Source organism: Nonomuraea sp. ATR24 (genome assembly GCF_041950485.1).
Taxonomy (GTDB): domain Bacteria; phylum Actinomycetota; class Actinomycetes; order Streptosporangiales; family Streptosporangiaceae; genus Nonomuraea; species Nonomuraea ceibae.
On sequence record NZ_JBGNUU010000040.1, the window covers coordinates 1 to 23,664 of the forward strand.

22 protein-coding genes and 2 pseudogenes are annotated in these 23,664 nt (G+C 69.6%); 12 read left to right on the forward strand and 12 right to left on the reverse strand.

Annotated elements, in window-relative coordinates:
• Nucleotides 1-155: 155 nt before the first annotated feature.
• The 3 genes from ACBI99_RS45090 (at nucleotide 156) to ACBI99_RS45100 (ending at nucleotide 2,478) form a co-directional block, all read left to right on the forward strand.
• Complete coding sequence (locus ACBI99_RS45090; RefSeq protein WP_219508899.1) at nucleotides 156-566, forward strand: Hsp20/alpha crystallin family protein; 411 nt, start codon at nucleotides 156-158, stop codon at nucleotides 564-566.
• 406 nt (nucleotides 567-972) lie between these two features.
• Nucleotides 973-1,956: a type I glyceraldehyde-3-phosphate dehydrogenase gene (gene gap, locus ACBI99_RS45095; protein WP_219508901.1), complete on the forward strand. Its 984-nt coding sequence runs from the start codon at nucleotides 973-975 to the stop codon at nucleotides 1,954-1,956.
• A gap of 387 nt (nucleotides 1,957-2,343) precedes the next feature.
• On the forward strand, nucleotides 2,344-2,478 hold the full coding sequence (locus tag ACBI99_RS45100) for an ATP-binding protein (RefSeq protein ID WP_372455390.1): 135 nt from the start codon (nucleotides 2,344-2,346) through the stop codon (nucleotides 2,476-2,478).
• Nucleotides 2,479-3,208: 730 nt separating this feature from the next.
• Here the strand turns inward: ACBI99_RS45100 and ACBI99_RS45105 are convergent.
• Complete coding sequence (locus ACBI99_RS45105; protein WP_219508905.1) at nucleotides 3,209-3,850, reverse strand: response regulator transcription factor; 642 nt, start codon at nucleotides 3,848-3,850, stop codon at nucleotides 3,209-3,211.
• A 233-nt stretch (nucleotides 3,851-4,083) separates the two neighbouring features.
• Between ACBI99_RS45105 and ACBI99_RS45110 the strand changes: the two are divergent.
• Nucleotides 4,084-4,248 (forward strand): annotated as a pseudogene (locus ACBI99_RS45110) (universal stress protein); the annotation flags it as partial.
• Between the two features lie 1,078 nt (nucleotides 4,249-5,326).
• Here ACBI99_RS45110 and ACBI99_RS45115 read toward each other — a convergent pair.
• Together ACBI99_RS45115 and ACBI99_RS45120 are read right to left on the reverse strand one after the other, a co-directional pair.
• Nucleotides 5,327-5,986, reverse strand: a pseudogene (locus ACBI99_RS45115) (DUF4389 domain-containing protein); the annotation flags it as partial.
• A 99-nt stretch (nucleotides 5,987-6,085) separates the two neighbouring features.
• Nucleotides 6,086-6,766, reverse strand: coding sequence for a CBS domain-containing protein (locus tag ACBI99_RS45120; RefSeq protein WP_375075372.1), 681 nt, complete (start codon nucleotides 6,764-6,766; stop codon nucleotides 6,086-6,088).
• 215 nt (nucleotides 6,767-6,981) lie between these two features.
• Here ACBI99_RS45120 and ACBI99_RS45125 point away from each other — a divergent pair, with 215 nt between their 5' ends.
• Entirely contained in the window at nucleotides 6,982-7,293 is a 312-nt protein-coding gene (locus ACBI99_RS45125; RefSeq protein WP_375075373.1) for a hypothetical protein, read from the forward strand.
• Nucleotides 7,294-7,455: 162 nt separating this feature from the next.
• Complete coding sequence (locus tag ACBI99_RS45130) at nucleotides 7,456-8,055, forward strand: cation-transporting P-type ATPase (RefSeq protein WP_246645823.1); 600 nt, start codon at nucleotides 7,456-7,458, stop codon at nucleotides 8,053-8,055.
• A gap of 651 nt (nucleotides 8,056-8,706) precedes the next feature.
• Here the strand turns inward: ACBI99_RS45130 and ACBI99_RS45135 are convergent.
• The 4 genes from ACBI99_RS45135 to ACBI99_RS45150 form a co-directional block, all read right to left on the reverse strand.
• Nucleotides 8,707-9,303, reverse strand: a complete 597-nt coding sequence (locus ACBI99_RS45135; protein ID WP_375075374.1) for a sulfite oxidase-like oxidoreductase — start codon at nucleotides 9,301-9,303, stop codon at nucleotides 8,707-8,709.
• Nucleotides 9,304-9,305: 2 nt separating this feature from the next.
• Nucleotides 9,306-9,572 (reverse strand): DUF6510 family protein, encoded by a 267-nt coding sequence (locus ACBI99_RS45140; protein WP_219508911.1) that lies wholly within the window; start codon nucleotides 9,570-9,572, stop codon nucleotides 9,306-9,308.
• A gap of 29 nt (nucleotides 9,573-9,601) precedes the next feature.
• Nucleotides 9,602-10,327 (reverse strand): ferredoxin reductase, encoded by a 726-nt coding sequence (locus ACBI99_RS45145; protein ID WP_375075375.1) that lies wholly within the window; start codon nucleotides 10,325-10,327, stop codon nucleotides 9,602-9,604.
• A gap of 212 nt (nucleotides 10,328-10,539) precedes the next feature.
• On the reverse strand, nucleotides 10,540-11,367 hold the full coding sequence (locus tag ACBI99_RS45150) for an alpha/beta fold hydrolase (RefSeq protein WP_219508952.1): 828 nt from the start codon (nucleotides 11,365-11,367) through the stop codon (nucleotides 10,540-10,542).
• A gap of 600 nt (nucleotides 11,368-11,967) precedes the next feature.
• Between ACBI99_RS45150 and ACBI99_RS45155 the strand changes: the two genes are divergently transcribed.
• Both ACBI99_RS45155 and ACBI99_RS45160 read left to right on the forward strand, forming a co-directional pair.
• Entirely contained in the window at nucleotides 11,968-12,483 is a 516-nt protein-coding gene (locus tag ACBI99_RS45155; RefSeq protein ID WP_375075381.1) for a recombinase family protein, read from the forward strand.
• 50 nt (nucleotides 12,484-12,533) lie between these two features.
• Complete coding sequence (locus tag ACBI99_RS45160) at nucleotides 12,534-13,151, forward strand: hypothetical protein (protein WP_375075376.1); 618 nt, start codon at nucleotides 12,534-12,536, stop codon at nucleotides 13,149-13,151.
• Nucleotides 13,152-13,308: 157 nt separating this feature from the next.
• Here the strand turns inward: ACBI99_RS45160 and ACBI99_RS45165 are convergent, their stop codons facing one another.
• Complete coding sequence (locus ACBI99_RS45165) at nucleotides 13,309-15,900, reverse strand: GNAT family N-acetyltransferase (RefSeq protein ID WP_219508917.1); 2,592 nt, start codon at nucleotides 15,898-15,900, stop codon at nucleotides 13,309-13,311.
• 681 nt (nucleotides 15,901-16,581) lie between these two features.
• Here ACBI99_RS45165 and ACBI99_RS45170 point away from each other — a divergent pair.
• The 3 genes from ACBI99_RS45170 to ACBI99_RS45180 all read left to right on the forward strand — a co-directional run bounded on the left by ACBI99_RS45170 (nucleotide 16,582) and on the right by ACBI99_RS45180 (nucleotide 19,270).
• Nucleotides 16,582-17,151, forward strand: coding sequence for a class I SAM-dependent methyltransferase (locus tag ACBI99_RS45170; protein ID WP_219508953.1), 570 nt, complete (start codon nucleotides 16,582-16,584; stop codon nucleotides 17,149-17,151).
• A 62-nt stretch (nucleotides 17,152-17,213) separates the two neighbouring features.
• Nucleotides 17,214-17,921 (forward strand): AAA family ATPase, encoded by a 708-nt coding sequence (locus tag ACBI99_RS45175; protein ID WP_375075377.1) that lies wholly within the window; start codon nucleotides 17,214-17,216, stop codon nucleotides 17,919-17,921.
• Nucleotides 17,922-18,625: 704 nt separating this feature from the next.
• Nucleotides 18,626-19,270, forward strand: coding sequence for a hypothetical protein (locus ACBI99_RS45180; protein ID WP_219508919.1), 645 nt, complete (start codon nucleotides 18,626-18,628; stop codon nucleotides 19,268-19,270).
• 22 nt (nucleotides 19,271-19,292) lie between these two features.
• Here the strand turns inward: ACBI99_RS45180 and ACBI99_RS45185 are convergent, their stop codons facing one another.
• From ACBI99_RS45185 to ACBI99_RS45200, 4 genes are all read right to left on the reverse strand, one after another.
• On the reverse strand, nucleotides 19,293-19,931 hold the full coding sequence (locus ACBI99_RS45185; RefSeq protein ID WP_246645826.1) for a class F sortase: 639 nt from the start codon (nucleotides 19,929-19,931) through the stop codon (nucleotides 19,293-19,295).
• Nucleotides 19,924-20,529: a hypothetical protein gene (locus ACBI99_RS45190; RefSeq protein WP_219508920.1), complete on the reverse strand. Its 606-nt coding sequence runs from the start codon at nucleotides 20,527-20,529 to the stop codon at nucleotides 19,924-19,926. Before ACBI99_RS45190 ends, ACBI99_RS45185 begins: the two co-directional genes overlap by 8 nt.
• 798 nt (nucleotides 20,530-21,327) lie before the next feature.
• A complete protein-coding gene (locus tag ACBI99_RS45195; RefSeq protein ID WP_375075378.1) occupies nucleotides 21,328-21,474 on the reverse strand; it encodes a DUF2933 domain-containing protein in 147 nt (48 codons plus the stop codon).
• Between the two features lie 462 nt (nucleotides 21,475-21,936).
• Nucleotides 21,937-22,149, reverse strand: coding sequence for a hypothetical protein (locus tag ACBI99_RS45200; RefSeq protein ID WP_219508921.1), 213 nt, complete (start codon nucleotides 22,147-22,149; stop codon nucleotides 21,937-21,939).
• Nucleotides 22,150-22,979: 830 nt separating this feature from the next.
• Between ACBI99_RS45200 and ACBI99_RS45205 the strand changes: the two genes are divergently transcribed.
• The gene (locus ACBI99_RS45205; RefSeq protein WP_375075379.1) at nucleotides 22,980-23,534 is read left to right on the forward strand and encodes a DUF305 domain-containing protein; all 555 of its coding nucleotides are present in this window, start codon (nucleotides 22,980-22,982) and stop codon (nucleotides 23,532-23,534) included.
• Nucleotides 23,535-23,664 lie beyond the last annotated feature (130 nt).

Consider the following 23,664-nt stretch of genomic DNA (forward strand, 5'->3'; position numbering starts at 1 on the left):
ACCTGTTCCAACAGCGGAGCTCCTGTGGTGAGGATGTCTTGGAGTGACAGACCTCTTCTACAGCGGCTCCGCTGCTTTGTTCACCGGTCTTGACGAACAGCCCTCTCCCTTAACTGAACGGCGTTGGGACTAGGACTCCACGGAAGGAGGCCGCAATGAACGTGGTCGAGCGGCGGGACATCAGGTTCCCGTTCCCGGAACTGCTGGAGTGGATGGAGAGCCCGATGTTCGGGTTTCGCCCCTTCGGGCAGATCGTCCGGGTTGAGGACTACGTTGCCGATGGCCGGTACGTGCTGCGCGCTGAGCTGCCCGGGATCGACCCCGACAAGGACGTCGAGGTCATGGTGGACGGCGGCACGCTTCACATCCGGGCGGAGAAGACGCGGAAGGCCGCCGAGCCGCATCGCTCCGAGTTCGCCTACGGGTCGCTCTCCCGGACGGTGACACTGCCCGCCACAGCAAGGACCGACGACGTCAAGGCCGTCTACACAGGCGGCGTCCTGGAGGTCAGTGTCGGGTTGGCAGAGGAGGAGTCAGCGGGTCGGCGGATCACCGTCGAGCACTGACGCCTCACCGGGCGCGGGCGGAGCTACCGTCCGCGCCTGCTGCCTGGGCGAAGACGGACCGGACGCGCGCATCGCCGCCGGCATCGTACGGCATCCGGCGACTGGCACCCGGGGCCGCACATGTGGGATGGCGGTCGATCGAGCTGACCTTTCGGGATGTCGCCTTGTCGGCCATCGCACCGAAGAAATGGGGGTTGATCGTGAAGGAAGCCTGCGGAGTGCTGCCGACCCGGTGTGCCCGTGTGACGAGCCGAACGGCTGGCGGCAGGGTTTCGGGAGCCGGCACTGGTCGGCAGACGTGACGAGACCGAGCGATAACCATGGCAGGCGGGGGAGGGCCGAAGGTCCATCCCATGAAGGACCGTGGCCTCTGAACGGCGGGCCCTGGGTTCCGGACGATGGAGGCATGAGAATCGGGATCAACGGATTCGGCAGGATCGGCAGGGCCGTCCTGCGCAGCGCGCTCCGAACAAGCCTCGAGGTCGTCGCCGTCAACGACATCACCGATGCGGCCGCTCTGGCCCACCTGCTCAAGCATGACTCCACGTACGGGCCGCTCGGCCTGCCTGTCAGCGCCGCCCCCGGCAGGCTGGAGGTCGACGGCCGCGAGATCGTCGTGAGCGGCTGCTCCGACCCGGAGCAGATCGACTGGCGTGCTCACGATGTCGAGCTGGTCATCGACGCCACCGGCCGCTTCCGCACCCGGGACGCTCTGGCGAGCCACCTGAAGGCCGGTGCCCGCAAGGTGCTGCTGTCGGCCCCCGGCAAGGGACTGGACGTCACCATCGTGCCGGGCGTCAACGATGCCGCCTACGACCCCGCCCGGCACGAGATCGTCTCGCTGGCCTCCTGCACCACCAACTGCGTGGCGCCGATGGTCAAGGTGCTGCACGAGAACTTCGGCCTCGTACGCGGCTTCATGACCACCATCCATGCCTACACCGGCGACCAGATGCTGCTGGACGCCCCGCACAAGGACCCGCGCCGGGCCCGCTCGGCCGCCGTCAACATCGTGCCCACCACCACCGGCGCCGCCCGCATGGTCGGCCAGGTCCTGCCCGAGCTGAACGGCCGCCTCGACGGCATCGCCATCCGCGTGCCGGTCGAGGATGGCTCGATCACCGACCTGTCCGCGCAGCTCAGCCGCCCGGTCACCGCCCAGGAGATCAACGACGCCTTCGCCGCGGCCGCTCGGGACGAGCTGCACGGGATCCTCCGCTACAGCACCGATCCGCTCGTCTCCCGCGACATCGTCGGCGACACCGCCTCCTGTGTCTTCGACTCCCCGCTCACCCAGGCGAGCGGCGACCTGGTCAAAGTCTTCGGCTGGTACGACAACGAATGGGGCTACGCCAACCGGCTGGTCGAGATGGCCCAGCGGATGGCGTGATCACCATGCCCGCGACCACTCTGCCGGCGATCAGCCTCCGCTTCGACGGAAAGTGCCTGCAGCGCACGCGCCGCCTGCTCCTGCGGGCGGCGCGGGAGCGCGGGCTCGAAGGGGTACGGCTGGACGACTTCCTGCTGGCGGCCGACGAGTGCGTGACCAACGCCGTGGCCCACGGGCGGCGGACGAGGTCTGCTCCGCCTGTGGTGTGCGGACGGCGCCCTGCTCTGCGAAGTAACCGACCACGGGCCCGGACTCCCCGCACGGTGCCTGCCTGACGGACCCCCTTCACCGGCGGTCCCGCCCGGCGAGCGGGGATCTGGTCGGCGCGTCCCTGGCGGGCGAGATTGTCTTTACTACCGGCGTCGACCCGACCAGCGGGGCCGCTTCCTGCCCGAGCACACCGCCGCGGTCAGCCTGCTGGACCGGCTCCTGCACCACAGCATCGTCGTGGTCACCGAGGGCGAATCCTTCCGGATTCAACAGGTACGAACCAGGACATCAGCACGGCTGATCAAGAGGTAGTCAACTGCCAAGAGGTGGAGACTTCTACGTGGCCGCCAGTGGCACACGAACTTGGCCGTTGACAAGTGGGAGGGGCCGCATACCCAGGCGACCTGCCAGTAGGAGCAGAACCCGAACCGGCTTGATGTCACACCTGTTGACGCGGTGCAGGACGAAGGTCGGAGATGGCCTCCGTCGTAATCGCTGGCGGAAGTCACTGGCCAGCCGATATCTCAACAGGGAGGCGCTTGATGGCCCTAGCGGCCCGGCGCCGAGGTCCTGGCAGTGGCGACCTCGCCGGAGGCGGCAGGGCGGAGGACCGCTAACGCCTGCGGCAAGGCCCCGAAGGCCGGGCCCCCTCCGTCCGATCCACTCGGAAGGCGGCTTTGGGAAGAGTGAGCCGTGCCCGGTCAGCGGTGGTGACGCAGCCCAAAACGTTATCGACAGTAGCTGAGCAACTCCTTTGGTGATCAAATGAGGATGAACGCCTTCCACCAGCCGGCCCGGACGGCCTCCGAGGATGACATACCGCTCAAGGAGTCCAACCAGAGCGGCACAAGGGGTCGATCCCTGGCAGACGCCGACGCGAGCACAAGAAGGTCGCGGCAGTGACGGCGGCCCCGCTCACGGCCCCCCGGCGGGCACTGTCACACCAGGGATCAACGGTGGGGTGCGGCGGAGCTCGAAAGGCCGTTGCCCTCATCGAGGCGGTCCGGAACGTCGACGGTGTGGTGGACGTCGCGAGCGGGTGCTATTTCCGTTGTTCGGCGCGCAACCGGGCGGCCAGGGCCGCGGCCTGAGTGCGGCGTTGCATGTCAAGCTTGGACAGCAGGTTGGAGACGTAGTTCTTGACCGTCTTCTCGGCCAGGAACATGCGCTCGCCGATCTGCCGGTTCGTCAGGCCCTCGCCGATCAGGTCCAGAATCTGGCGCTCCTGATCCGTCAGCGCCGCGAGCGGGTCCTTCCTGGCGGCCTGATCGCGCAGCCGCTGCAGCATGGCGGCGGTGGTCTGCGGATCCAGCAGCGACTGCCCGGAGGCGACCGTGCGCACCGCGCCCACCAGGTCGGAGCCGTGGATCTGCTTGAGCACGTAGCCGGCGGCTCCCGCCATGACCGCCTCAAACAGCGCGTCGTCGTCGGCGAACGACGTCAGCATCAGGCACGCCAGCCCCGGCACCCGGGAGCGCACCTCGCGGCACACGTCCACGCCGTTGCCGTCCGGCAGGCGTACGTCCAGCACTGCAACGTCAGGCTTGAGCGCCGGGATGCGGGCGATCGCGGACTCGGCAGTGCCGGCCTCGCCGATCACCTCGATGTCGCTCTCGGAGTTCAGCAAGGCCGCGACCCCTCTGCGGACCACTTCGTGGTCGTCGAGGAGGAAGACACGAATCATGTTCGTGACGCTACCGAACAAGCGGCATAGCCGGAAGGACGCCGGAGAGCCAAGGTCTCGTGGAGGAGCGGAATGCCTCCGACCGACAACGCCTTCCGAGAGAGTCTGAAAAGAACCGGACGAGGGGAGGCACCGATGAAGAGCACCATCTTGGCGTCGTGGGGAACAGGGCAAACGCCGTCGGCGGTGCTGACGGAGCTGTCCTCGCAAGCGGGCGGATCACCCACGCGTCGCTGGCGGGACACCCAGTGGGCGTGCTGGCCAGGGTCGGGGCATCGGCCGACCTGGTGGTCGAGGGCTCCCGCGGGCTGGGCGGTTTCGCTTCCGCGGTCCTGGGCTCGATCAGCCACGGTGTGCTTCACCACGTAACCTGCCCGGTCGCGGTGGTACGGTCACGGAGAGAGGAAGCCTGTCCACTGCCGGGGCCGGTGACGGGACCATCACCACCGTCGACAGGCCTGCCATGGGCACCGCAACGCCCGCCGCCCGCTGTCCGGTCGACTACGTCTGATCATCGCCCGAATCGCTCTGAGCTGGATGTTCTTGTAGGCGTTCCCGGACAAGACATTCGGGGGCCACGCCGACTGAGCGGGCTTGGGCCTCGGATGGCAGTCCGGCGTCCGGGTTCCTGAAGGGGGCCGGGGAGAACGTGCTGGGCGCTGCTCGGCCCGGTCAGCCGGGGCGTCCTGCATTACGCGCACTGCAGCATGGCCGTAATGCGGACGCTTCCCCATCCGTGTGGGGAACTGTGGTTCACGCCGCCGGGGTGGCGTATGAGGGTTCGCGCGCCGGGACGGCGGCCAGGCGGATACCGGTCAGCACGAGCGCGATCCCGCCTGTCAGCAGAATCACTGTGGCGATCGTCAGCATCCAGGTCAGCCGGCCAAGCCGAGGCAGGGTGGCGGCCAAGGTGAGGTCAGTCGTCACACCGGGTGTGCCGTCGGCGTTCATGATGACTGCGGCCCACTCGCCCGGCCGGATGTCCCACGTCAGGCTGCCCGAGCCGGTGGCCACCCAGAAGGGCTCGGCACCAGGAGGCGATCCCGGAGCCGAGCCGGGGTGCCGGTCGTAGCCGGTGTCGCCGGCTGGGAAGGCCAGGTGGGTGATGCGCTCGTGGGCGACGCCGTCCAGGTAGGCGGTGACGTGGTCCTGACGGGCGATGCCGATGAACAGCGGAGCGCCAGGCGTCTCGATGCGGACGCGCCCGACGCTCTCGCGCAGGAACCGTACGCCTTGACCCGCGACGGTGACCTGCTCGGTGGTGAGGGCGTAGGTGGACGTGGACACGCGCCCGGTGGTGACGCTGACGAACCCTTCGCTGTCGCGTGCCTGGCCGAGCACCGCTGTACCTGTGGCGGTGGCTGCGGTCGCGATCCCGGCGAAGGCGAGCAGCGAACCCAGGGTGATGGCCACGACGGAGCCGGCGGTGTGCCGGACCGGGGAACGGGCGGGTTCGCGCATCCGCGGCAGTTCGTGGCCGCCCTGCTCCAGCCGGAACGGCGGGTAGGCGTCCGTCATGAGAGCCGCGTACGCGGCCACCCTGAGCGACCACCGGTTCAGGCCGACCACCAGGTCGTACACGCCCTGCGGGTAGCGGCCGGTGAACAGCAGGAACAGTGCCGAGATGAGGACCAGCAGCCCGATCAGGCCACCCCAGTCGAGCGTGTAGAGCATGCCGCCGCTGCCGTCGGGCAGATCGCTCCGCCAGGAGATGACGCTGCCGCTGGTGAACAGGCCCACGACGAGGTAGTGCGGGATGGCCAGCAGCCACCATTTGATCAGCGCCAGGCCGCGCGAGAGCCGTTCGGGGTAGTCGATCTCCAGCGTGGCCGGATAGTCCCGGGCCGGGCCGAGTGTGAAGGGCGGGTAGCGGTCGGTGCCCAGGGCGCCGTAGGTGTAGTACGCCACCCGCCAGGTCCAGCGCAGCACGCCGACGTTGAAGTCGAACAGCGTACGCGGATACCGGCCGGTGAACAGGATCGCGAAGAACGCGACGACGGTGAGGGCCACGAAGGCCGTCCACAGCAGGCTCAGCACGACGTAGTGCGGGATCGCCAGGAACCATTTGACGATCCAGAGGCCCCGGTTGAGGGGCTCCTCCAGCCGGGCCTCGACTCGTACGGGATAGGTGTTCATGCTTCCAGCGCACCACCCGCGATGAGGGCCGCCTGCGGGCGAAGGTCCCTACTTCACGCGCCGTTGTACCCGACTCAAGCGCCGGTCCACTCATGATGGCTACGTGCGCCGCCTGTCGACATCGTCCTGCTTCCAGGTCAGCTCGTCGAGGACGTCGACCACTCCGTTGACGCCGCCGGTCATGCGGACGGCGAAGGCGGCCTCGGTACGGCGCTCCATCCAGCCGGAGAGCGTCACGACTCCACGGCACACGCGGACCCGGACCGCGTCGGTATCGGCCCACAGCCTGCGGCCGAGGACGTCGTCGCGTACGTCGGCGGCGATCTCCTCGTCCGGGCGCAGAAACAGCTTCACCAGGTCCCGGCGGCTGACCACGCCCACCAGCCTGCCGTTGTAGTCGACGACGGCGAGCCGCCCGACGTCGTGGGCCTCCATGAGGCGGGCGGCCTTGACCGCGGTGGCCTCGGCGAAGACGGTGACGGCGGGGCTGGTCATCAGTTCGGCGGCGGTGGCACCCGCTGCCTTCCTCCGGGCCTTCGGGTGGCGTAGTCGGGCGCGCAGCGGCGACCGGTAGCCCTCCCGGTGGTACTGCTCGCGAAACTCCTCCTTGTGGAGCAGGTCGGTCTCCGACACCATGCCGATCACATGGCGGTCGTCGTCCAGCACCGGCACGGCACCGATGCCGCCGGAGACGAGCGCTGCGGCGACGTCTTTGAACGGGGTGGTGGCGGCGACGGTGACGACCTCGGTCGTCATCACGTCGGCGACGGTCATACGCATGGCGCTCAACCCTTCTCAGGCAGGTGGTCGGCTAGCTCCATCGCACCTCGCGCCATGAACCCGTTCACAGAGGCGAAGGTCCCCCGCGCCGCTGTCGTTGGTCCGCCGATCAGAGCCGGACTGCCAGGCGGTGAACGCCGAAAGTTCCTGCCAGAGGCCCGTTGCGGGGCAGCGCTGGTCGTGAGGCCACCGCCGTGCGGCGTCGGTGCCGGATCGTGCGCGGCCGGATGGGAGGAACCAGTAAGAATGAGTTCGTGCTCGCCTATGGCGGGTCGGATTTCTCCATGCAGGCGCTGGACGAGGCCGAGCGCAGGAAGGTGCCGCTGATCGTCACCCACGCCTGGCAGTGGCCCTACGGTCAGGCGGCAGACGTGGCCGCGTCCCACCTGCGCAAGGCCATCCCGTTCGGATACCTCTGTTCTGGAATTCGCGATCGGCGAGGCCGCCCTGTGCCGGCTTCCCGTCGCAGACCTCGGCGACTGCGTGAACCGTTATCCGCATGTATGAAGTCAGCCGGTCAGCAATGACGAAGTCGCGGCGCTCCTGGTCGTGGGTCGCAAGCGCGCCATCCGTGCTGGCTTGGCCGGCTCTCTCCTTCAACACGCTCCCTGCCCGGTCGCGCTGGTGGGTGAATACTGAGCCCCGAAAGTCCCTGTGAGGCGGCGCCCCCACGCGCCCACAGCGCGGGCATGACCACTGAGTCCTGCCTCAGGCAAGGGCTCGCCACGGCAGAGGCGGCGGCCAGGCCGGCCCAGAATGGCCCGAACAGCCTGCCGCCCATCCGCCGCAAGCCCGCGGTCGTGCTGCTGCTGCGCCAGATGGCACACTTCTTCGCCCTGCTGCTGTGGGGCACGTCCGCGCGAGCTGATCCCTGCCAAGGTGGTCGTGCGCCGCGACGGCAGGCGCGTTCTCATCGACGCCGCCGACCTGGTGATGGTGACGCGGTCGTCCTGGAGGCGGGGGACCGGATCTCGGCGGACCTGGAACTGGCGCACGTCCACGCGCTGGGGCTCAACGAGTCGAGGCTGACCAGGGAGAGCCGCCTGCTGCGCCCGGCGGCGGGGGAGCGGGCCTTCTCAGGCATGTTCGTAGTCGAAGGACAGGCGGAAGCCGTCGTGGCGGCCACCGGTCGCCGGGATCGCGCTGGCCGTGCGCGCCGCGTTCTTCGGACTGGCCCAGCTGCTGGGTATGGAGCCAGGACACAGCCCGATACCGTGCACGCCGATACCCAAGGCCAGTTGCTGTTTGGAGCCGCGCGTGCTGTTCCCGGCTGCTCCGGCGTGAGGTAGCCCGGCCGGACAGGTTCCGCACCGCAGGCGGGCCCGGACTGCGCTCCGGGTGCAGGCCTGCGCCGCCGCCAGCGCCTGCTCATTACGGCCCAGACCATTGCAGGACCGCGGCCGCCCACTGCGCGGCGCGACCCCCATCTGCGCGTCATCGACCACGCACAGCAGCGGACGCCGCTCGGAGGCGTCCGACAACAGGCTCAGCACCGCCAGCCTCACCAGAACCCGTTGACCGTGTCGAGGCTGCTCCGGCTCTGCCGCGATCTGGTCGACATCCACAACGTCCGCGCCAGGTGCCATGCCCACAGCGTCATGCTGCGCGTCCTCGCGCATGTTCCTTCCGGCGCCGCCTAAGCGGTGATGCTTCGGCCGTCCTCACCGAGTCGATCCTGGTGGCCGGCCTGACGATCGCCGACTTCGCTGACGCCGCGGTCGCCGACATCGACGCCTACCAGGACGCTGGCCGGGTCGTCCTGGTCGGGCACTCGATGGCCGGCCTCACGATCCCGCGGTGGCGGCCTGGTGGCCGGAATGGGTGGCCCACCTGGTGTTCGTGTCCTGCTTCGTCCCCTGGGACGGCGGCGTCATCGCCGGCCATGACCAGGGCGATGAGCCGCGGGCGCAGGTAGGCAGGGTGGGTGTGCATGGTGGTGGTCAGTCGTTCCAGTAGCGCTGTTCACGCCACGGGTCGCCGTAGTTGTGGTAGCCGGCCCGCTCCCAGAAGCCGGGCTGGTCGTGTTCCAGCAGCCGGATGCCCTGCACCCATTTGGCGGACTTCCAGAAGTACAGGTGCGGGACCAGCAGCCGGGCCGGGCCGCCGTGCTCGGCCGGCAGCGGCGCGCCGTCGAAGGTGTGGGCGATCCATGCCTGCCCGCCGCGCAGGTCGGCCAGCGGCAGGTTGGTGGTGTAGCCGCCGTGGCAGTAGGCCTGCGCGAACTGAGCGTTGGTCTCCACCTCGGCCAGCAGTATGTCCAGGGACACGCCCTGCCAGTCGGTGTCGAACTTCGACCAGCCGGTGACGCAGTGGATGTCGGTGTGCGGGCTGTCTTGTGGCAGGTCCCGCAGCTCGGTCCAGGTCCAGGTGTGTTCGGTGCCGGTCTCGGTGAGCAGGGTGAAGTTCCAGTCGGCGGTGCTGACGTGTGGGGTGGGCCCGGCGGTCAGCACGGGAAAGCCGATGGTCAGGGTCTGGCCGGGCGGCAGCCGATTGCTTGTCTGGCCACGTCCGGTGAAGCCCCGGGAGATGACGGCCATGCTCACACTCCTCCTGCCGGGCGGGTGTCGAGCCTGGTCAGGCCGGGCATAGCGCCGATGATTCCGCCGGGTGCCTCGATCATGGTCATCAGCAGGTTGCCGCAGGTGCGGCAGTGCAGCGCGGTCCCGGCGGCCGGGCCGTAGAGGAGTGCCTCGGCCAGCGGCGCGTGCTGGTCGCAGGCTGCGCACAGGCCGTGGGCGGCGGTCATGTCCCTGCCGAAGAAGGCGGCCAGCGTTCCGGCCGCGGCGTTGCCGTCGATGGGTGGCATGAAGATCCTCTCGTGATGGGCGGTGCGGGTCAGCCGTAGCGTTCGGTGCGGATGTCGGCGGGCGTGTAGCCGAGATCGGTCAGGAGACCGGCGGCGTGCTCGACGAAGGTGGTGGGCCCGCAGACGTAGGCCAGCGGCGCCTGTTCGGGCGGCCAGGCCTGCCCGGCCAGGGCCGTGTGGTCGAGCCGGGCGGGCGGGCGTGGCCAGCCGGGTGGTGTGGTGCGGGTGTAGAGCAGGCTCACCCGGTCGGCTTGGCCCGCCAGTTCCCGGCGGTAGATGACCTGCTCCGGTGAGCGGACCGAGTACAGCAGCCGCATCGGCGTGTCGTCGCCCAGCCGGGCGCGGTGGCGCAGCATCGCGCGCAGCGGGACGACGCCCGAGCCGCCGGCCAGCAGCAGCACCGGCCGCCGGCGCGGGCCGGGCTTCCAGACAAAGTAGCCGCCGATCGGGCCGCGCAGCTCCACCTGGTCGCCCGTCTGGATCACGTCCACCAGATAGGGGGAGACCTCGCCGCCCTCGGCCCTGACCACGGTCAGCGCCGGATCCTCGCCGGGCGCGCCGGCCAGGGAGTAGGCGCGGGTGGCCTGGTAGCCGTTCTCGGCGGTGAGCCGCACGTCCACGTGCTGCCCGGCCTGGTGGCCCGGCCAGCCGGGCACCTGAAGCTGCAGCGTGCGCGTGCGCGCGTTCTCCGCGTCGGTGCCGGTGATGGTGGCCGCCTGCCAGTTCACCCGGGGTTGCGATGGTGTTGCCGTCATGGGTCTTTTCCGATGGTGTGTTGATCGTGTTGCTCTTCCGGGGCCGGGCCGGTGCGGCCCTTCCCCGGAAGATCCCGCCTCCCGACAGTGTTGGTACGCAGGCACGTCGGTACGCAGGCACCGATCGGGACCCGAGCGCCGCAGCGCGGCAGCGGCAGGTCAGCCGACCGGGCACCCCTTGGACCGCGCGCTGCGCCGGGCGGCGAGTGCCGTCAGCTGCGCAGGAAGTCCAGCAGGTCGGCGTTGAACTTCTCCTTGTCGCCGGGGACGAGCGCGATGCCGTGTGAGCCGCCCTGGTACACCTTGTAGGTGGAGTTCTGAATGATCTTGGCGGATTTGTCGCCGGAGGCCGCGATCGGCACGACCTGATCGTCGTCGCCGTGCACGATCAGGGTGGGGATGTCGAACTTTCTCAGATCCTCGGTGAAGTCGGTGGCGGAAAAGGCATCCACGCAGGCCACTCCGGCCTGGATGTTCTCGGCCATGGCCATCAGCCAGAAGGCGTCCTTGTTGCCCTGGGTCACCTTGTTGCCCGGGCGGTTGGCGCCGAAGAAGCCGTCGGCGCTGTCGTGCCAGAACTGCGACCGCTCGGTGAGGATCCCCTTCTTGATCTTGTCGAACACCTCCTGCGGGGTGCCCTCGGGGTTATCGGCGGTCTTGAGCATCAGTGGCGGCACCGCCGACAGCAGCACGGCCTTGCTGATGCGGGAGGTGCCGTGCCGGCCGATGTAGCGGGCCAGCTCGCCGCCACCCATCGAGTGCGCCACCAGCGTGACGTTGCGAAGATCCAGGGCGGTGAGCAGGTCGTTGAGGTCGTCGGCGAAGGTGTCGAAGTCATAGCCGTCGTAGGGCTGGCTGGAGCGGCCGTGACCGCGCCTGTCGTGCGCGATCGCCTTGAACCCGTTGTCGACGACCGCCTTCATCTGGTCGTGCCAGGCATCGGCGTTCAGCGGCCAGCCATGGATGAACACGACCGGCGGGCCGCTGCCCCAGTCGTAGAAGAAGATCTGCTCATCGTCGCGGGTGGTGATGTACGGCATGGTGAACCCTCCACAGGGGTCGATCGTCATGTCGATGGACGCCGCGGGCGCGCGGCTCGGGCCCCTGACCGCGGCCCCTGCCGAGGGCCGGACGGCGCATCAGGAGATCGGGGCGCATCACCCCAGGGCATGCAATACCGCACTCCACGGTCGTTTTAAGGTCAAGGCGGGGTGCGAAGGCTTTTGCCCGCCTGCCTGCCCGATCGGCCCGGTCGGCCTTGGCCGAGCCTGGATGCGGACTCCATGGCCCTGGACAGGCGGCGATGCCGACGCTGGTGTGCTCGGTGGTGGTCATGGAGCCGGGCCGGCACTCCACCCCGGCCCCCAGCCGGCACAGCCCGCAAGTGGCTCATGCAGGGTCTGGCACAGCGACCGCCCGAAGGTGACACGCGCCGACCGGCGCGCTGTGGTTGGAATGCGCCGTCGCGCCCGGTTCGCCGTGCCGGTCGCGTTCGGGTGCGGTGGCCGGCACCTACCACACCGGCCGCTTCACCAAGAACCCACGGCTGGCGAAGCTGTTGCGGGTGATCACCCCGGCCGGCCGCGGGCCCGGGCAGCCGTGGCGGCCGGGCACCCCGCCGCCCGCATCCCTCGGTGATGATGGGCTCTCAGCCGACATCCGGATCGGCTACGCCCACTGCTCCGCCCCTCACCCAGGAGTTGCAGTCGCAACTGGACGCACTCGCCGCGCACGGGATTCACCGGGAGAATATCTTCGCCGAGAAGATCTCGACCCGGGTCAAGGTGCGCCCGCAGTTCGAGGCGGCGCTCACGCTGGCCCGGCAGATCAAGGCGCACGCCCCGCACTGCCGGGTCATCCTCACCGTCTATGAGATGAAACGGCTGGGCCGCGACGCCGCCGAGCCCCTGGCCAGCATCTACCGGGCCCTCGCACGAGGAGACCCAGGCCTACCCCGAAGCCGTCCAGGCGGCGCACGCCGACTTCGCTCTCCTGCGAGACGGAGACATCCCCCGGCCCCGCCCGGCCCGCATCCGACGCCCGGGCCAGGCGCTGACAGCGGAGGAGGCCGAACTGCAGCACCGCCTGCAAGGTTATCCTCACCCGAACGCGGAACTCCGATAGCGCAGCAGAAGACGCCGGGTCAGGAGGATTAACTCCTTCCGGCGGCCCGTTTCTCGCGTATTCCGGCCGCCCCCCACAGCGGATGGCCGCCCGCAACGCCCTGGTACGCCACCTGAAAGCGGTGGAGACGCTCGGGTCAGCCACGTTCATCTGCACGGACAAGACCGGCACGCTGACCCGCAATGAGATGACGGTGGCTGGCCTCTGGTCACCCACCTGCTCGCCTGTCGGCGTGCTGCGCTCGGCGGTGCTGAGTTCGACCGGACGGATGAGCGGTGGCAAGCCGGTGGGCGACCCCATGGAGGTCGCCCTGCACGTCGAGGCGCTGCGCCTGGCCGCCGACGTCGACGATGAGGTCACGGCGCGCTTCCCCTTCGATCCGGTACGCCGGCGCGCCCCCGTCGTGGCCGGCGACCGGCGGCATCTGAAGGGGGCGCCGGACGCGGTGCCGCCTCTCTGCCGGGCCGTGCCAGGCGTGGACGAGGCGATCGGGGCCCGCGGCGAAGACGAAGACCGGCGGGTCGTCGTCCGGCGGGTCGTGCCGGGATGCCGCCCGGCCGGTCCCGCGCAGCCGGTACCTGCCGGAGGCCCTCCTCGTCGCCCGGCCCGTGGGCAGGTCCGCGGCTGGCTCCAGGGCGGTGAAGCGGATCACGCCGTCGCGGACGCGTGGTCCCGCCACGTCGTACCCACGCTCGCGTAGTGCGGTGATCAGCGGGTCCAGCGCGTCCAGGACGGCGGTGCCGGTCCGGGTGTCCGTGACGGTCCTGTGCATGCCTGCCTCCTACGGCCTTGCCTCCATCCCATCGCCGGCTCAGGTCACCCGGCAGGGACGGAAGTCCCGGGCGGGACGGCGTTGGTCAGCGCATCCGGCGCAGCAACGCCGATGGCGGCGGCGTCGCGGGCGCGACCCTGATGCGCGCGTCCACCGTGGTGGCGCCGTCCGGTGTGACGATGACGGGGTTGAGGTCCAGCTCGGCCACCTGAGGCAGGTCTGCGAGCAGTCGGCCGATCCGCGTGACCTGGTCCGCCAGGGCTTCGACGTCCGTGGCGGGCGAGCCGCGATAGCCACGCAGCAGGGGAGCGCAGCGCAGTTCGCTGATCATGTCGGGTGCGTCGGTGACGGGTGGCACCCGGAAGGCGCGGTCGGCCAGCAGGTCGGCCATCACCCCGCCCATGCCGACCATGACCAGCGGGCCGAACGCGGGATAGTTGACGCCGCCGAGGATGATCTCGACTCCGGCAGGCAGCATGCGCTGGACGATGGCGCCGGTCATCGCCTCACCGATGCGCGCCGACATCTCGCGGTAGGCGTGCTTCACCTCGTGCGCGGTGCGCAGATCCAGCCGGACACCGCCCACGTCGCTCTTGTGCACCGGGCCCACGGCCTTGAGCACGACAGGCAGCCCGACGCGCGCGGCGGCTTCGGCCGCGGCCTCGGGTCCGGCCACGTCCACGGACTCGGCCAGGCTGACGCCGTAGGCGACCAGCAGTCCGGCCGTGGCGGACGGCGACAGCCAGCCGCCGTCCGGGCGCGCCGCCAGCTCCGCCTCGATGATCTCGTGCGCCCTCATCTTGTCCACCTGGGGCTCGGGGGCGGGAGCTTCCATGGGACGCCGGCGCCACTCGGCGTACTCCACCGCCCGGGACAGCGCCTGAACGGCCTGCTCGGGAAAGGCGTACCCGGGGATGCGACCGTCGATGAGGTCGTCGTGGCCGACGAGGCAGGCCAGCACGGTCTTGTCCGTCGTCGAGGCCGCCCGCGCTATCGCCTGACAGGTAGCCTCCAGCCCGTCGCCGAACGGCGGGGTATAGACCACCAGGATCGAGTCCACCTCGGATGACGCGGCCAGCGCCGCGATGGCCGCGCCGATCTCGGCCGCGGGCGCGTCGGCCGTCAGGTCGACCGGATTGCCCAGCGCGGCCGCGGCGTGCGTCTTCAGCAGCCCCGGCGACAGCTCGGGGACGGTAAGCCCGTGCCGCTCGCAGGCGTCGGCAGCCATGGCCTCGGGCCCACCGGAGTTGCCGACGATCGCGACTCGCCGCCCTGCCGGCAGCGGCTGGGCGGCCAGCAGTTTGGTGACGTCGATGAGCTCGTGGACGCTGTCGAGCCGGATGACGCCGGCGGCGCGGGTGAGCGCGTCCACCGCCACGTCGGGCGTGGCCGCCGCGGCGGTGTGCGAGCGTACGGCCCGGTCCCCGGCGCCGCTGCGGCCGCTCTTGACCAGCAGGATCGGCTTGCGCGCGCCGACCCGGCGCGCGATGCGGGCGAACTTGCGCGGGTTGCCGAACGACTCCAGATACAGCGCGATCACATCGGTGCCGTCGTCGTCCTCCCAGTATTCGAGCAGGTCGTTGCCGCTGACGTCAGCCTTGTTGCCGACCGACACGAACGACGAGACCGCCAGCCGATCGAGCAGGGCGGCGCCGACGGCGCCGGATTGCGACATCAACGCCACCCGGCCGGGGACGGGATGATGAGGTAGGAAGCTGGCATTCAGCCGGGTGTGGGTGTTGATCACGCCCAGGCAGTTCGGCCCGATCAGGCGCATCCCCGCCGTGCGGCAGATCCGCAGCAGCTCCGCTTCCGCCCCGGGTTGTCCGGCTTCGGCGAACCCGGAGGTCACCACGACCAGTCCGGCCGTACCGGCCGCCGCGCAGTCGCGCGCCACCTGCAGCACGTGCCTGGCCGGCACCGCCACCACCGCCAGGTCCACGCCTTGGGGCACCTTGGCATGGCAGGTCAGCCCGGCGATCTGGGTGGCGTGCGGGTTGACGGGGTGGATCGCCCCGGGGAATCCGCCGTCGAGCAGGTTGCGCAGAACCTTGTGCCCGACCTTCTGCTCATCACGGCCGGCGCCGACGACCGCGACGGAACGCGGCTCCAGAACCCGGGCCAGCGACGCCCTCCCGGCCTCGTGGTCGCGGGCCGCGATGGCCTCTTTCAGCCGGGGGGTGAGCTCGGCGGCGATGTCGAGGTGCAGGGTGCCGCCATCGGACCGCTGCGACAGTTCCAGGCCGAGGTCCTTCAGCACCCGCAGCATGGGCCGGTTCTCAGCGAGCACGTCGGCTACCAGCTCACGGACGCCGTTCGCGGCCGCGTCCAGCGCGATGTGCTCCAAAAGCAGCGTCCCCAGGCCGTGGCCGTGCACGGTGTCGTCCAGGAGGATGGCCAGGTCGGCGGTGCCGTCGCCGGAGGGGATGTATTCGGCGACCGCCACCAGCCGGTCGCGCAGGTCGGCGACCAGGGCGTGCCCGCGATAGGCGTCGCCGGTGATGCGGTCCATGTAAGAGTGCGCGGTATTCCGGCCGCCGGTGAAGAAACGCAGGTATGCCGAGCGTTCCGACGAGCGGTCCACCAGTTCGTGCAGGGCCTGCCGGTCGGCAGGGCGCAGCAGGCGCACGTGGGCGATGCCGCCGTCGCGGAGCAGGACATCGTAACCCTCGATCATGTTCGTCACACCTTCAGGCTGTCCGGCGAGCAGTCCGGTGAGCAGTGCCGGACGGCCCTGTGCCCGGTGGCCGAAAGTCCCGCCTACCCCGTCATGGTCGGATCGCACAGCGTCTCACGGGTGCCGGGGCGTACGGCTCGGCCGGGCATGCCTTTCGCCTCTGCCCCGCTCGCCGAGCGCGGCGCAGGATTCGATCGGAAGGAGGACGATATGGTTGATCAAGCACGCTGGCCTTCTGCGGTCCGAGTACCGCGGCCGCTCCAGGGGTTCCTCACGCCCGTTGACTACAGCGGCTGCTGGGCTGGATGCCCACCAGGCTCGGGGCCAGCCCTCGGTACGTGACCCTGCTGAAGGTCCCGGGCCGCCGCAGCGGCGCCGTCCAGCGCGTCAACCTCGTGGTCACCTCGTACGATGGCGCGCGCTACTTGGTTGCACCTGCGGGAGAGGCCGAATGAGTGCGGGCGGCGGGCGGCCACGTGACGGTCGGCCGCCGACGCCGGAGACCGGCAACGTGATCGGCACCTACTCCTTTGCCCAGCCCGACCTTGGCCCCGCCGGCGTCCGTCAGCTCCGCAACTCCGATGAGCCGGATTGGGAAGAAGACATTCTCTAGCCGTCCAAACCTGACAATATCCGCAGGATGGAAGATCCCACCGCCCGGACCATCGCTAGCACGACCGCATCGCCCCCTTCTTCGCCCCCCGCTCCGAGAATCCCGACACCGCGTTCCGCGCCTTTCGAGCACGCTTCGCTGCCGCGCTGCCCGCCGGAGGACGCGTCGCCGACCTAGGCTGCAGCCCGGGAAGGGACGCTGCCTGGTTCCGAGAGCAGGGGCTCTTCCCGGTAGGGGTGGACCGCTCGGCCGCCATGGCTGCATTGGCCGCCGACTGCGGCGTTCCCGTGGCTCTGGGCGACCTGCGCCGCCCTCCACTGGCTCCCGGCTCGCTGGCAGGGCTTTGGTCGGTCGCGGCCCTCCTCCACGTACCGGCCGCAGAGACCGTCTCCACGCTGCGCACCTGGCATGCAGCTCTGCGCCATGGGGGCGTGCTCGGGCTGAGCACTTCGATCGGCGACGGCGAGGTCTGGGCGCCGGTCCCGCACGACGAAGGGCTCCTGCGCTGGTTCGTACACCGCAAGCCGCGCACGCTGCTCGCTGTCCTCGCCGAGATCGGCTTCGAGGTGCGCGAGCACGCCGACAGTGCCACCCACCGTACGTGGCTCAGCGTGCTCGCGATCCGCTGCGAGGTTTGAACACCCGCGTGCGCCGCCGCGCTCACCATGACAGTGGGAATCGGCAAGGGTGGCAGCGCCGCGTGGGCACCACGCTGCCCGACGACCGAGGCTACGTCACCCTGCTTAAGATCCGCAGGGTCCGCGCACCCAGCGCATCAATACTCACCACTGCGATCCGGCCAGAACGGTTGGAGCAGATTCCGCTCTCTTTACGGGCCCGGCATCATAATCGGATGGACAGACTCTTGGTGCTGGTGAACGGCCTACCTGGGTCCGGAAAGTCGACCTTGGGCAGAGCCCTGGCCGCGCAACTGGGCGCGCGACTGCTGTCGAAGGACTCCGTGAAGGAGGCGTTGGAGACGTGCGTGGACGACGTCGCGTCCATCCCTGGGTTCGGCGGCATCGCCATGGAAACGGTATGGGCACTGGCGCGTGCTATCCCGGGAAGCGTGGTAGTCGACTCGTGGTGGTTTCGGCCGCGTGACCTGCTGCACGCGAAGGCCGGGATCGAGAGCACGCGAGCTGACCGGGCCGTGGAAGTCTGGTGCGATGTGCCCGCCGAGGTCACCAGGGAACGTTACGCGAGTCGACGACGAAGTGCCCTTTACCAGGACGAGCGGCGCTTGGCTGACGATTGGCAGACGTGGGCGGCGAAGGCTGAACCGCTGGGCCTCATCCCCACCGTCATGGTCGACACAAGCCGGCCCGTCGATTGCGCCTGGTTGGCAGCGCAGATCAACCATCATGCGACGCGGCAGGACCCGAGCGGCTGCTCTCATGATCGGTAAGGGTCATCTCGGAGCACAGCTAAACGATCGCTGTCGCAGCAGACCGGCAAACGGCTGTCACATGTCGTTGACACAACCAGCGATGCTCGTGCACGCCCGAGAGGTCTTCCGCCGGGCGAGTCTCCGGCCGACCATGATCGCGGCCCCGGCAGCGCGATAAGGGCCTGATCACAACCTCAGTATGAAACCTCGTGGGGGCATAATCGGTCGATTTCGCCCCCGTAGGGGGATCCAATCAAGCCGCTGTCCGCCACCTGCGGAAACGGCCGATCGATCCAATGGAAGCCGATACGGGCTTCCCTGCCTCCCCTTTCCTCCCTTAGCGCCGTCGCAGACACTCACCGGCTACCACAAGGCCGACCTTCGGGAAGGGAACACGATGGCCTGGTCAAGCGCGCCAACGACAACGGCACGGAGATCCCCTTCACCAGCGACCACTCCGCGGATGCCGGGCGTGGCTGACCTGGTCCATCTGCGGCACTCCACCGACAAGCAGACCGACGCCCGCCAGCGGCACGCCCTCACCGCCCTGCTGGCCGCGGGCGCCCCCGTCTACGAAGACCCCGCCACCTCGCCGGCAACTCTCCCGCGACCGCGCGGGCTTCACCACACTGCTGCACGAGGCCGCCATCGGCGACACCACCCGTATCGCCGGCGCCGCCCGACTGTTCCGCTCCGTCGCCGACATCCTCGCCCGGCGCCCAGTGCTCATCCGCCGCGGCCTCCACCTGCGCGTCGAATTCGGACTGTTGTCCGGCATCGACCTGACCAGCGACGACCTCGGCACCAAAATGATGGCCTCCGTCCTGGCCGCCGTATCGGACACGGACGCGACCCTCGATCTGCCGGGACTGCTCGCCGGTCACCTGCGTACCACTGGTGATGAAACCGTCCGCCAGGCCCTCGCCTCCGGCCAGACCATCCGAAGCGGCCACGGCTACTCGGTCCGCATCACGGCCCCGCTCGCACTCCACCGCGCCGCGCTGGAGCAGAGCGCCGCCCTTGCCGATGCCGGCCCGACCGAACGCAAGGCGCACCGCGTGTACGCCGCCCGTGTCACAGTCGTTCAGGCCACACGACTTCATCCGCCATGCCCTGGGGAAACCCTTCGGCGAGACGCATTTGAACGGAAACTCAGCCTGCGGCGCAGCCACATTCGCCCGTTACGCCCGGGCGGCACCCGCAGCTTCACGCTCCGTCGGCGACGCCCGTGGCTGATTCTCACCGACCACGTTGAGGGGGCGGGAGGCGGCGTCATCGTGTCCGCGCGTGAAGCGTCCCTCATGATCAGGGACTGCGCTGCGGTGCTCACGTTCTCGCGTCCACGCTGCCGCAGCGCCATGTCCTGAGCGTGGTTCCCTCGCGTACTCCTCACGGCCGGGGCGTGACAAGGGAGCCGAAGGCGACGATGTTGTCGCGGTAGGACCCCTTGGCGGGGTCGAAGGTGCCGCCGCAGGTGATTAGCCTGATCTCCGACCTGCCAGTGTGAGCGTAGACGCGGTCGGTGGGGAAGTCGGTCTTGGCGTACCGTTCGACGGCGTAGATCTCGAACGTGGCTGTCCGGCCGTCCCGCCGCGACACCTGGACGGCCGCGCCAGGGGTGAGCTGGGCGACCCGGTAGAAGACGGCGGGGCCGCTGCGCCTGGAATCGACGTGCCCGTAGAAGGCGGACACACCGATCTGCCCTGGAGCGGCGCCGTCACTGAACCAGCTCACCAGATCCGGCCGGCTCAGCGGCGGTTCACCTGCCGTGCCGTCGGGGTTGAGTCCCATCGCGACGACCTGCGCGTCCACGCCGATGGCCGGGACGCGCAGCCGGGTGGGGACGGATCTCGGCAACGCGGCGGCAGGCGGCGCGCCGGCGGAGGTCGCCGCGGGGTGCTGCGGCATTGCCGATGGCGGCCCCGGTCGCGGCGACAGGACCAGGAACAGACCGGTGCCGACGAGCAGGACAGCGAGAACCGCCCAGGCGACCACCCAGGTGCGGCCGCCCGGACCGCGCTCAGGCATGGTCCGAACGACGCCGCAGCGCCGCCGCCGTGGCGAGCCCGCCCGCCGCGATCAGGCCGAGACCGACAGCGGCTCGGCCGGATTCGGGCTGCGTGGCACCGTCGCCGGTCTTGGCCGGTCCGATCGGCTTGGGGAAGACCGCGCGGAGCGAAGTCTCCGCGTCGGGTCCGGTGCCGTTCAGGTACAGCGACACGGGGTAGACGCCGGGGGCGAGGTCCGTGAAGGTACGGACAGTGAGTTCGGTCCTGCCCTTGAGCTCGTGCCGGCCCAAGGCCCGCGACTCGACGACGGCCTTGTCGGTTCCGTTCGGTGCGACGACGGTGATCGTGATCCATGCGCCTCGCGTGGTGACCAACTGAGGCGTCACGGTGATCTTCGCCTTGACCGCCGGCGTGGTCGGCGGCTGCGTGATGGGGGGTGTCATCGTGGGCGGGGTGGTGGTGGGCGGGGTGGCCGTCGGCGCGACAGTGACCGTCTGGCTGGTGGTGGGCGTCGAGGTTCCGGTCGGACTCGGGGGCGGCGTGGTGGCGAGGGCCGTGCCGGTGGCCAGTGCACCGGCTGCGACCCCGGCCAGCGTTGCCATGACGATCCGGTTCATGATTCCCTCCTTGAGGCGCTGTTCTCACTTCTCAGTTCACGACCGTGTGCCGGAGGGAGTCAGAGGCCAAGGTCCGGGGTTCGGGGCCGTTGGGCCCTTCTCGGCGAGGCACATGGCTCTGGCGATGAGTGACGGGCGTGGCGAACCGGTGACTTCGTCCTCTGATCGGAGAGCGCCCCGTCAGACGGCGTACACCCGTACGCCTGGAACTGGCCCCGGACAGGGTCCAGCAGCACTTGGACCAGGGGCTCGACGCCAGCGAGGGGGTAGGGCAGGCCCAGGCGTTCGTGCTTGTGCAGGGCCATCCGGTGGTACGGCAGTACGTCGACGCGTTCAACGTTGGGCAGGACGCCGCCGAGGCTGGCGGTGCGGCCGGTTCTGGCACCCGGGACGGCGCCTGGCGACTGGGGTGGCGTGGGCGAGCGGCTGTCGTCCGGTTCGACGATCAACCGTCGTGCACCATGTTCTCGCCGCAGGAGAAACGGTACTGCCCGGCCTGTCGGGGATCCAGCTCCACGAGGCTCTTGGCGAAGGCGGCAGCGACCGGCTGATGCCGAAGTCGGGGAAGGATCATCCGGGACGTGCACTCGCCGCTCTCGCGCCGGTCGAAGACCAGCCGCAGCGGATGCCCTGCCGGACCTGGACACCTCCGGGGAGTAGCCGCCACGCACCACGATCTCGGCTTCTTGTATTGCCTCCTGCAGCTTCGCTGGCCGGCTGGCGCGCGGCCCGAAGAAGTACCAGGCCAGGAAGCCGGCAGCGCGTCTGACAGTAGAACGACGATCCAGTCGAGCGCGGTCATGAGACACCGGTCCGGTCGCCGCGATCCCCGCCGCCGTCATCCTGATCTTCATGGTTCGCCCCGCGCCGACTGGTGGTGTCACGCCCGCCCCTGCCGCGCATCATCATGAGCATCACCAAGGGGCAAACCAGCAGCGCGAGCACGAGCAGGCCCGTGCTCGCCGGAGTCCTGCCGCGATCGCCACCCGTGCGGCGATACCCGCCAGCATCAGATGCTGATGGTTCATGGCTTCCTTGAGGTTGACCGTCACAGCGGGAGACGGCCAAGCCTTGTCCTGTCGCCCGGGGCGCCGCTGCCTGCAAGGCATCTGCTACCCGTGACCAGCACAAACACCAGCCTCCCGCGATTCCCGCAGGGGGTATATGGCTGAGCGGCTCAGACAGACCCCACAAGCCTCTCGCTCACGGTGCGATCTGCGAGCACAACGCTCGTCCGAAGCTCATGCCACCGTGCTTTGCGCGGGCACCTTTCTCGCTGCCTCGTTCACTCCACCGCACCCGGCCCCGCAGGCATCCTCGCTGCCGCCATCAGGGCCAGCCGCGGCAGGAGGAGATGAGGCGCGAGCTCACCAGGGGCGGTAGCCGAGCGCAGGATGCCGGTCCGCCTCATGGGTCCTCGCCGTCCTGCTCGCGGCTTGTCGCTTCCTTGATCAGCCAGTTCCTCAGGTCTGGCAGCTCATGATGCGCATAGTCGACCTCGACTGCAAGAACGCCAGGCTGCGCGAGCAGCTTGGCTGTGGCTCTCTCGCGATCGTCGCTCCAGTCGATGCCGCTCAGATGCACGATCAGTCGGCAGGTGGGGCCCTGATGCCTGCTCATGTCGCTCCTGGCGCCTGCGGTCGCCGGGCCTGGTACCCGGGCCTGGGACCTCGAGGCGGGAGACGTGGCCCCGTCTCAGAGGTTGATCACAGGCGCTTCGAGAGTGTTCTCGGGTCAGCGGAGAACCGGGTGGTCCCGCCCCTCTCGCAGGGTGTCCAGCCGGGAGCGGTACTCGTCGGTGCCGATCTCACCTCGTGCGTAGCGCTGCGCCAGGACTTCCTCTGCTGTCGGCGGCGGGGAAGCAGGCCCCGCGCCGGTGGTCCGGACCACATGGCGGGCGGCAGCACGATCGCGGTGACCACCAGTCCCCAGAACACCAGCGTGCTCAGGCCCATGAGCGCGTATCCCCAGCCACTCATGTGGTCATAGCCCCACCACATCATCGTCATCACCTCGGATGTTCGATCTCTTCCATCCTGTGCGGTCGGCCGGCTGTGGCGGCAGGGGCTTTCGTCCCTGTTTGGGGAAGGTATTGGCAGGCAATGCCCAAGCTTGGCGAGCGCCTGGGCGGTATTCGCCGTGCAAGCTGCCGTGACCGTCAAGCGGCGGCCTGCGCTGGACGCCCACATGCAGCATGCCCACCTCCCGTGGGCACTCCGGTCAAGGGCCGGCGGACCCGCCGATCGGCCGCTCGGGGCGGCGGGGCTACCGTAGGAGGTGTCGAGTCGGCGTGAGGGGGACGCATGAAGCGACACTGCATGAAGACCGCGATGGTCACTGGAGCATTCCTGGCCGCAATCACCACCGGGTCGGGGGCCGCTGGGGCGGCCATGATATCTCCGCCGATGCCGTCCCCGAGCCCTACAGGTACGCAGCCCACGTGCCCGGGCATGAGGCAGATGCATCCCGTCACCAGCGAGTACGACTACCTGTCCCAGATGGTGCCGCACCACCAGGACGCCATCACCGCGGCCCGGCAGCTGCAACTGTCCAGCAGGCCCGAGATGCGGCAGCTCGGGCAGTCGATCGTCACGACGCAGACCGCCGAGGTCGCCCAGATGAAGGGCTGGCTGGAGCAGTGGTACCGGCAGAGCCCGGCGCCGAGCCCGAGCGGGACCACGATGCCCGACCTGTCAGGGCTCTTCGGCGACCAGCTCGACAAGACGTTCCTGCAGCACATGATCCCGCACCACATGATGGCGATCATGATGTCCCAGCAGCTCCTCATGAATGGCCAGGCGCAGCATCCCGAGGTCGCCGCCTTCGCCCGCAAGGTCCGCGACGACCAGTGGGCAGAGGTCCGCACGATGCGGCAGTACCTGACCCAGTGGTTCGGACAGCAGAACATGCCCTGCATCCCGCAAATGCCCGGCATGACGCCGGGGCCGCAATCGGGAACACCTGGCCAGCCGACGCCCACGAAGCCCTCACCGACGGGCACCTGATCCAGCGACATCCTGCACCCGCAGGAAGCCCACCTACTGCAGAGAGCGCCGGCCAGACAGGCCCGGCTCGCTCGTCGGCTTCTCCACCATGCTCGGGCTGCTGGCCGACGAGCAGGAGGCCGGCCGCCTG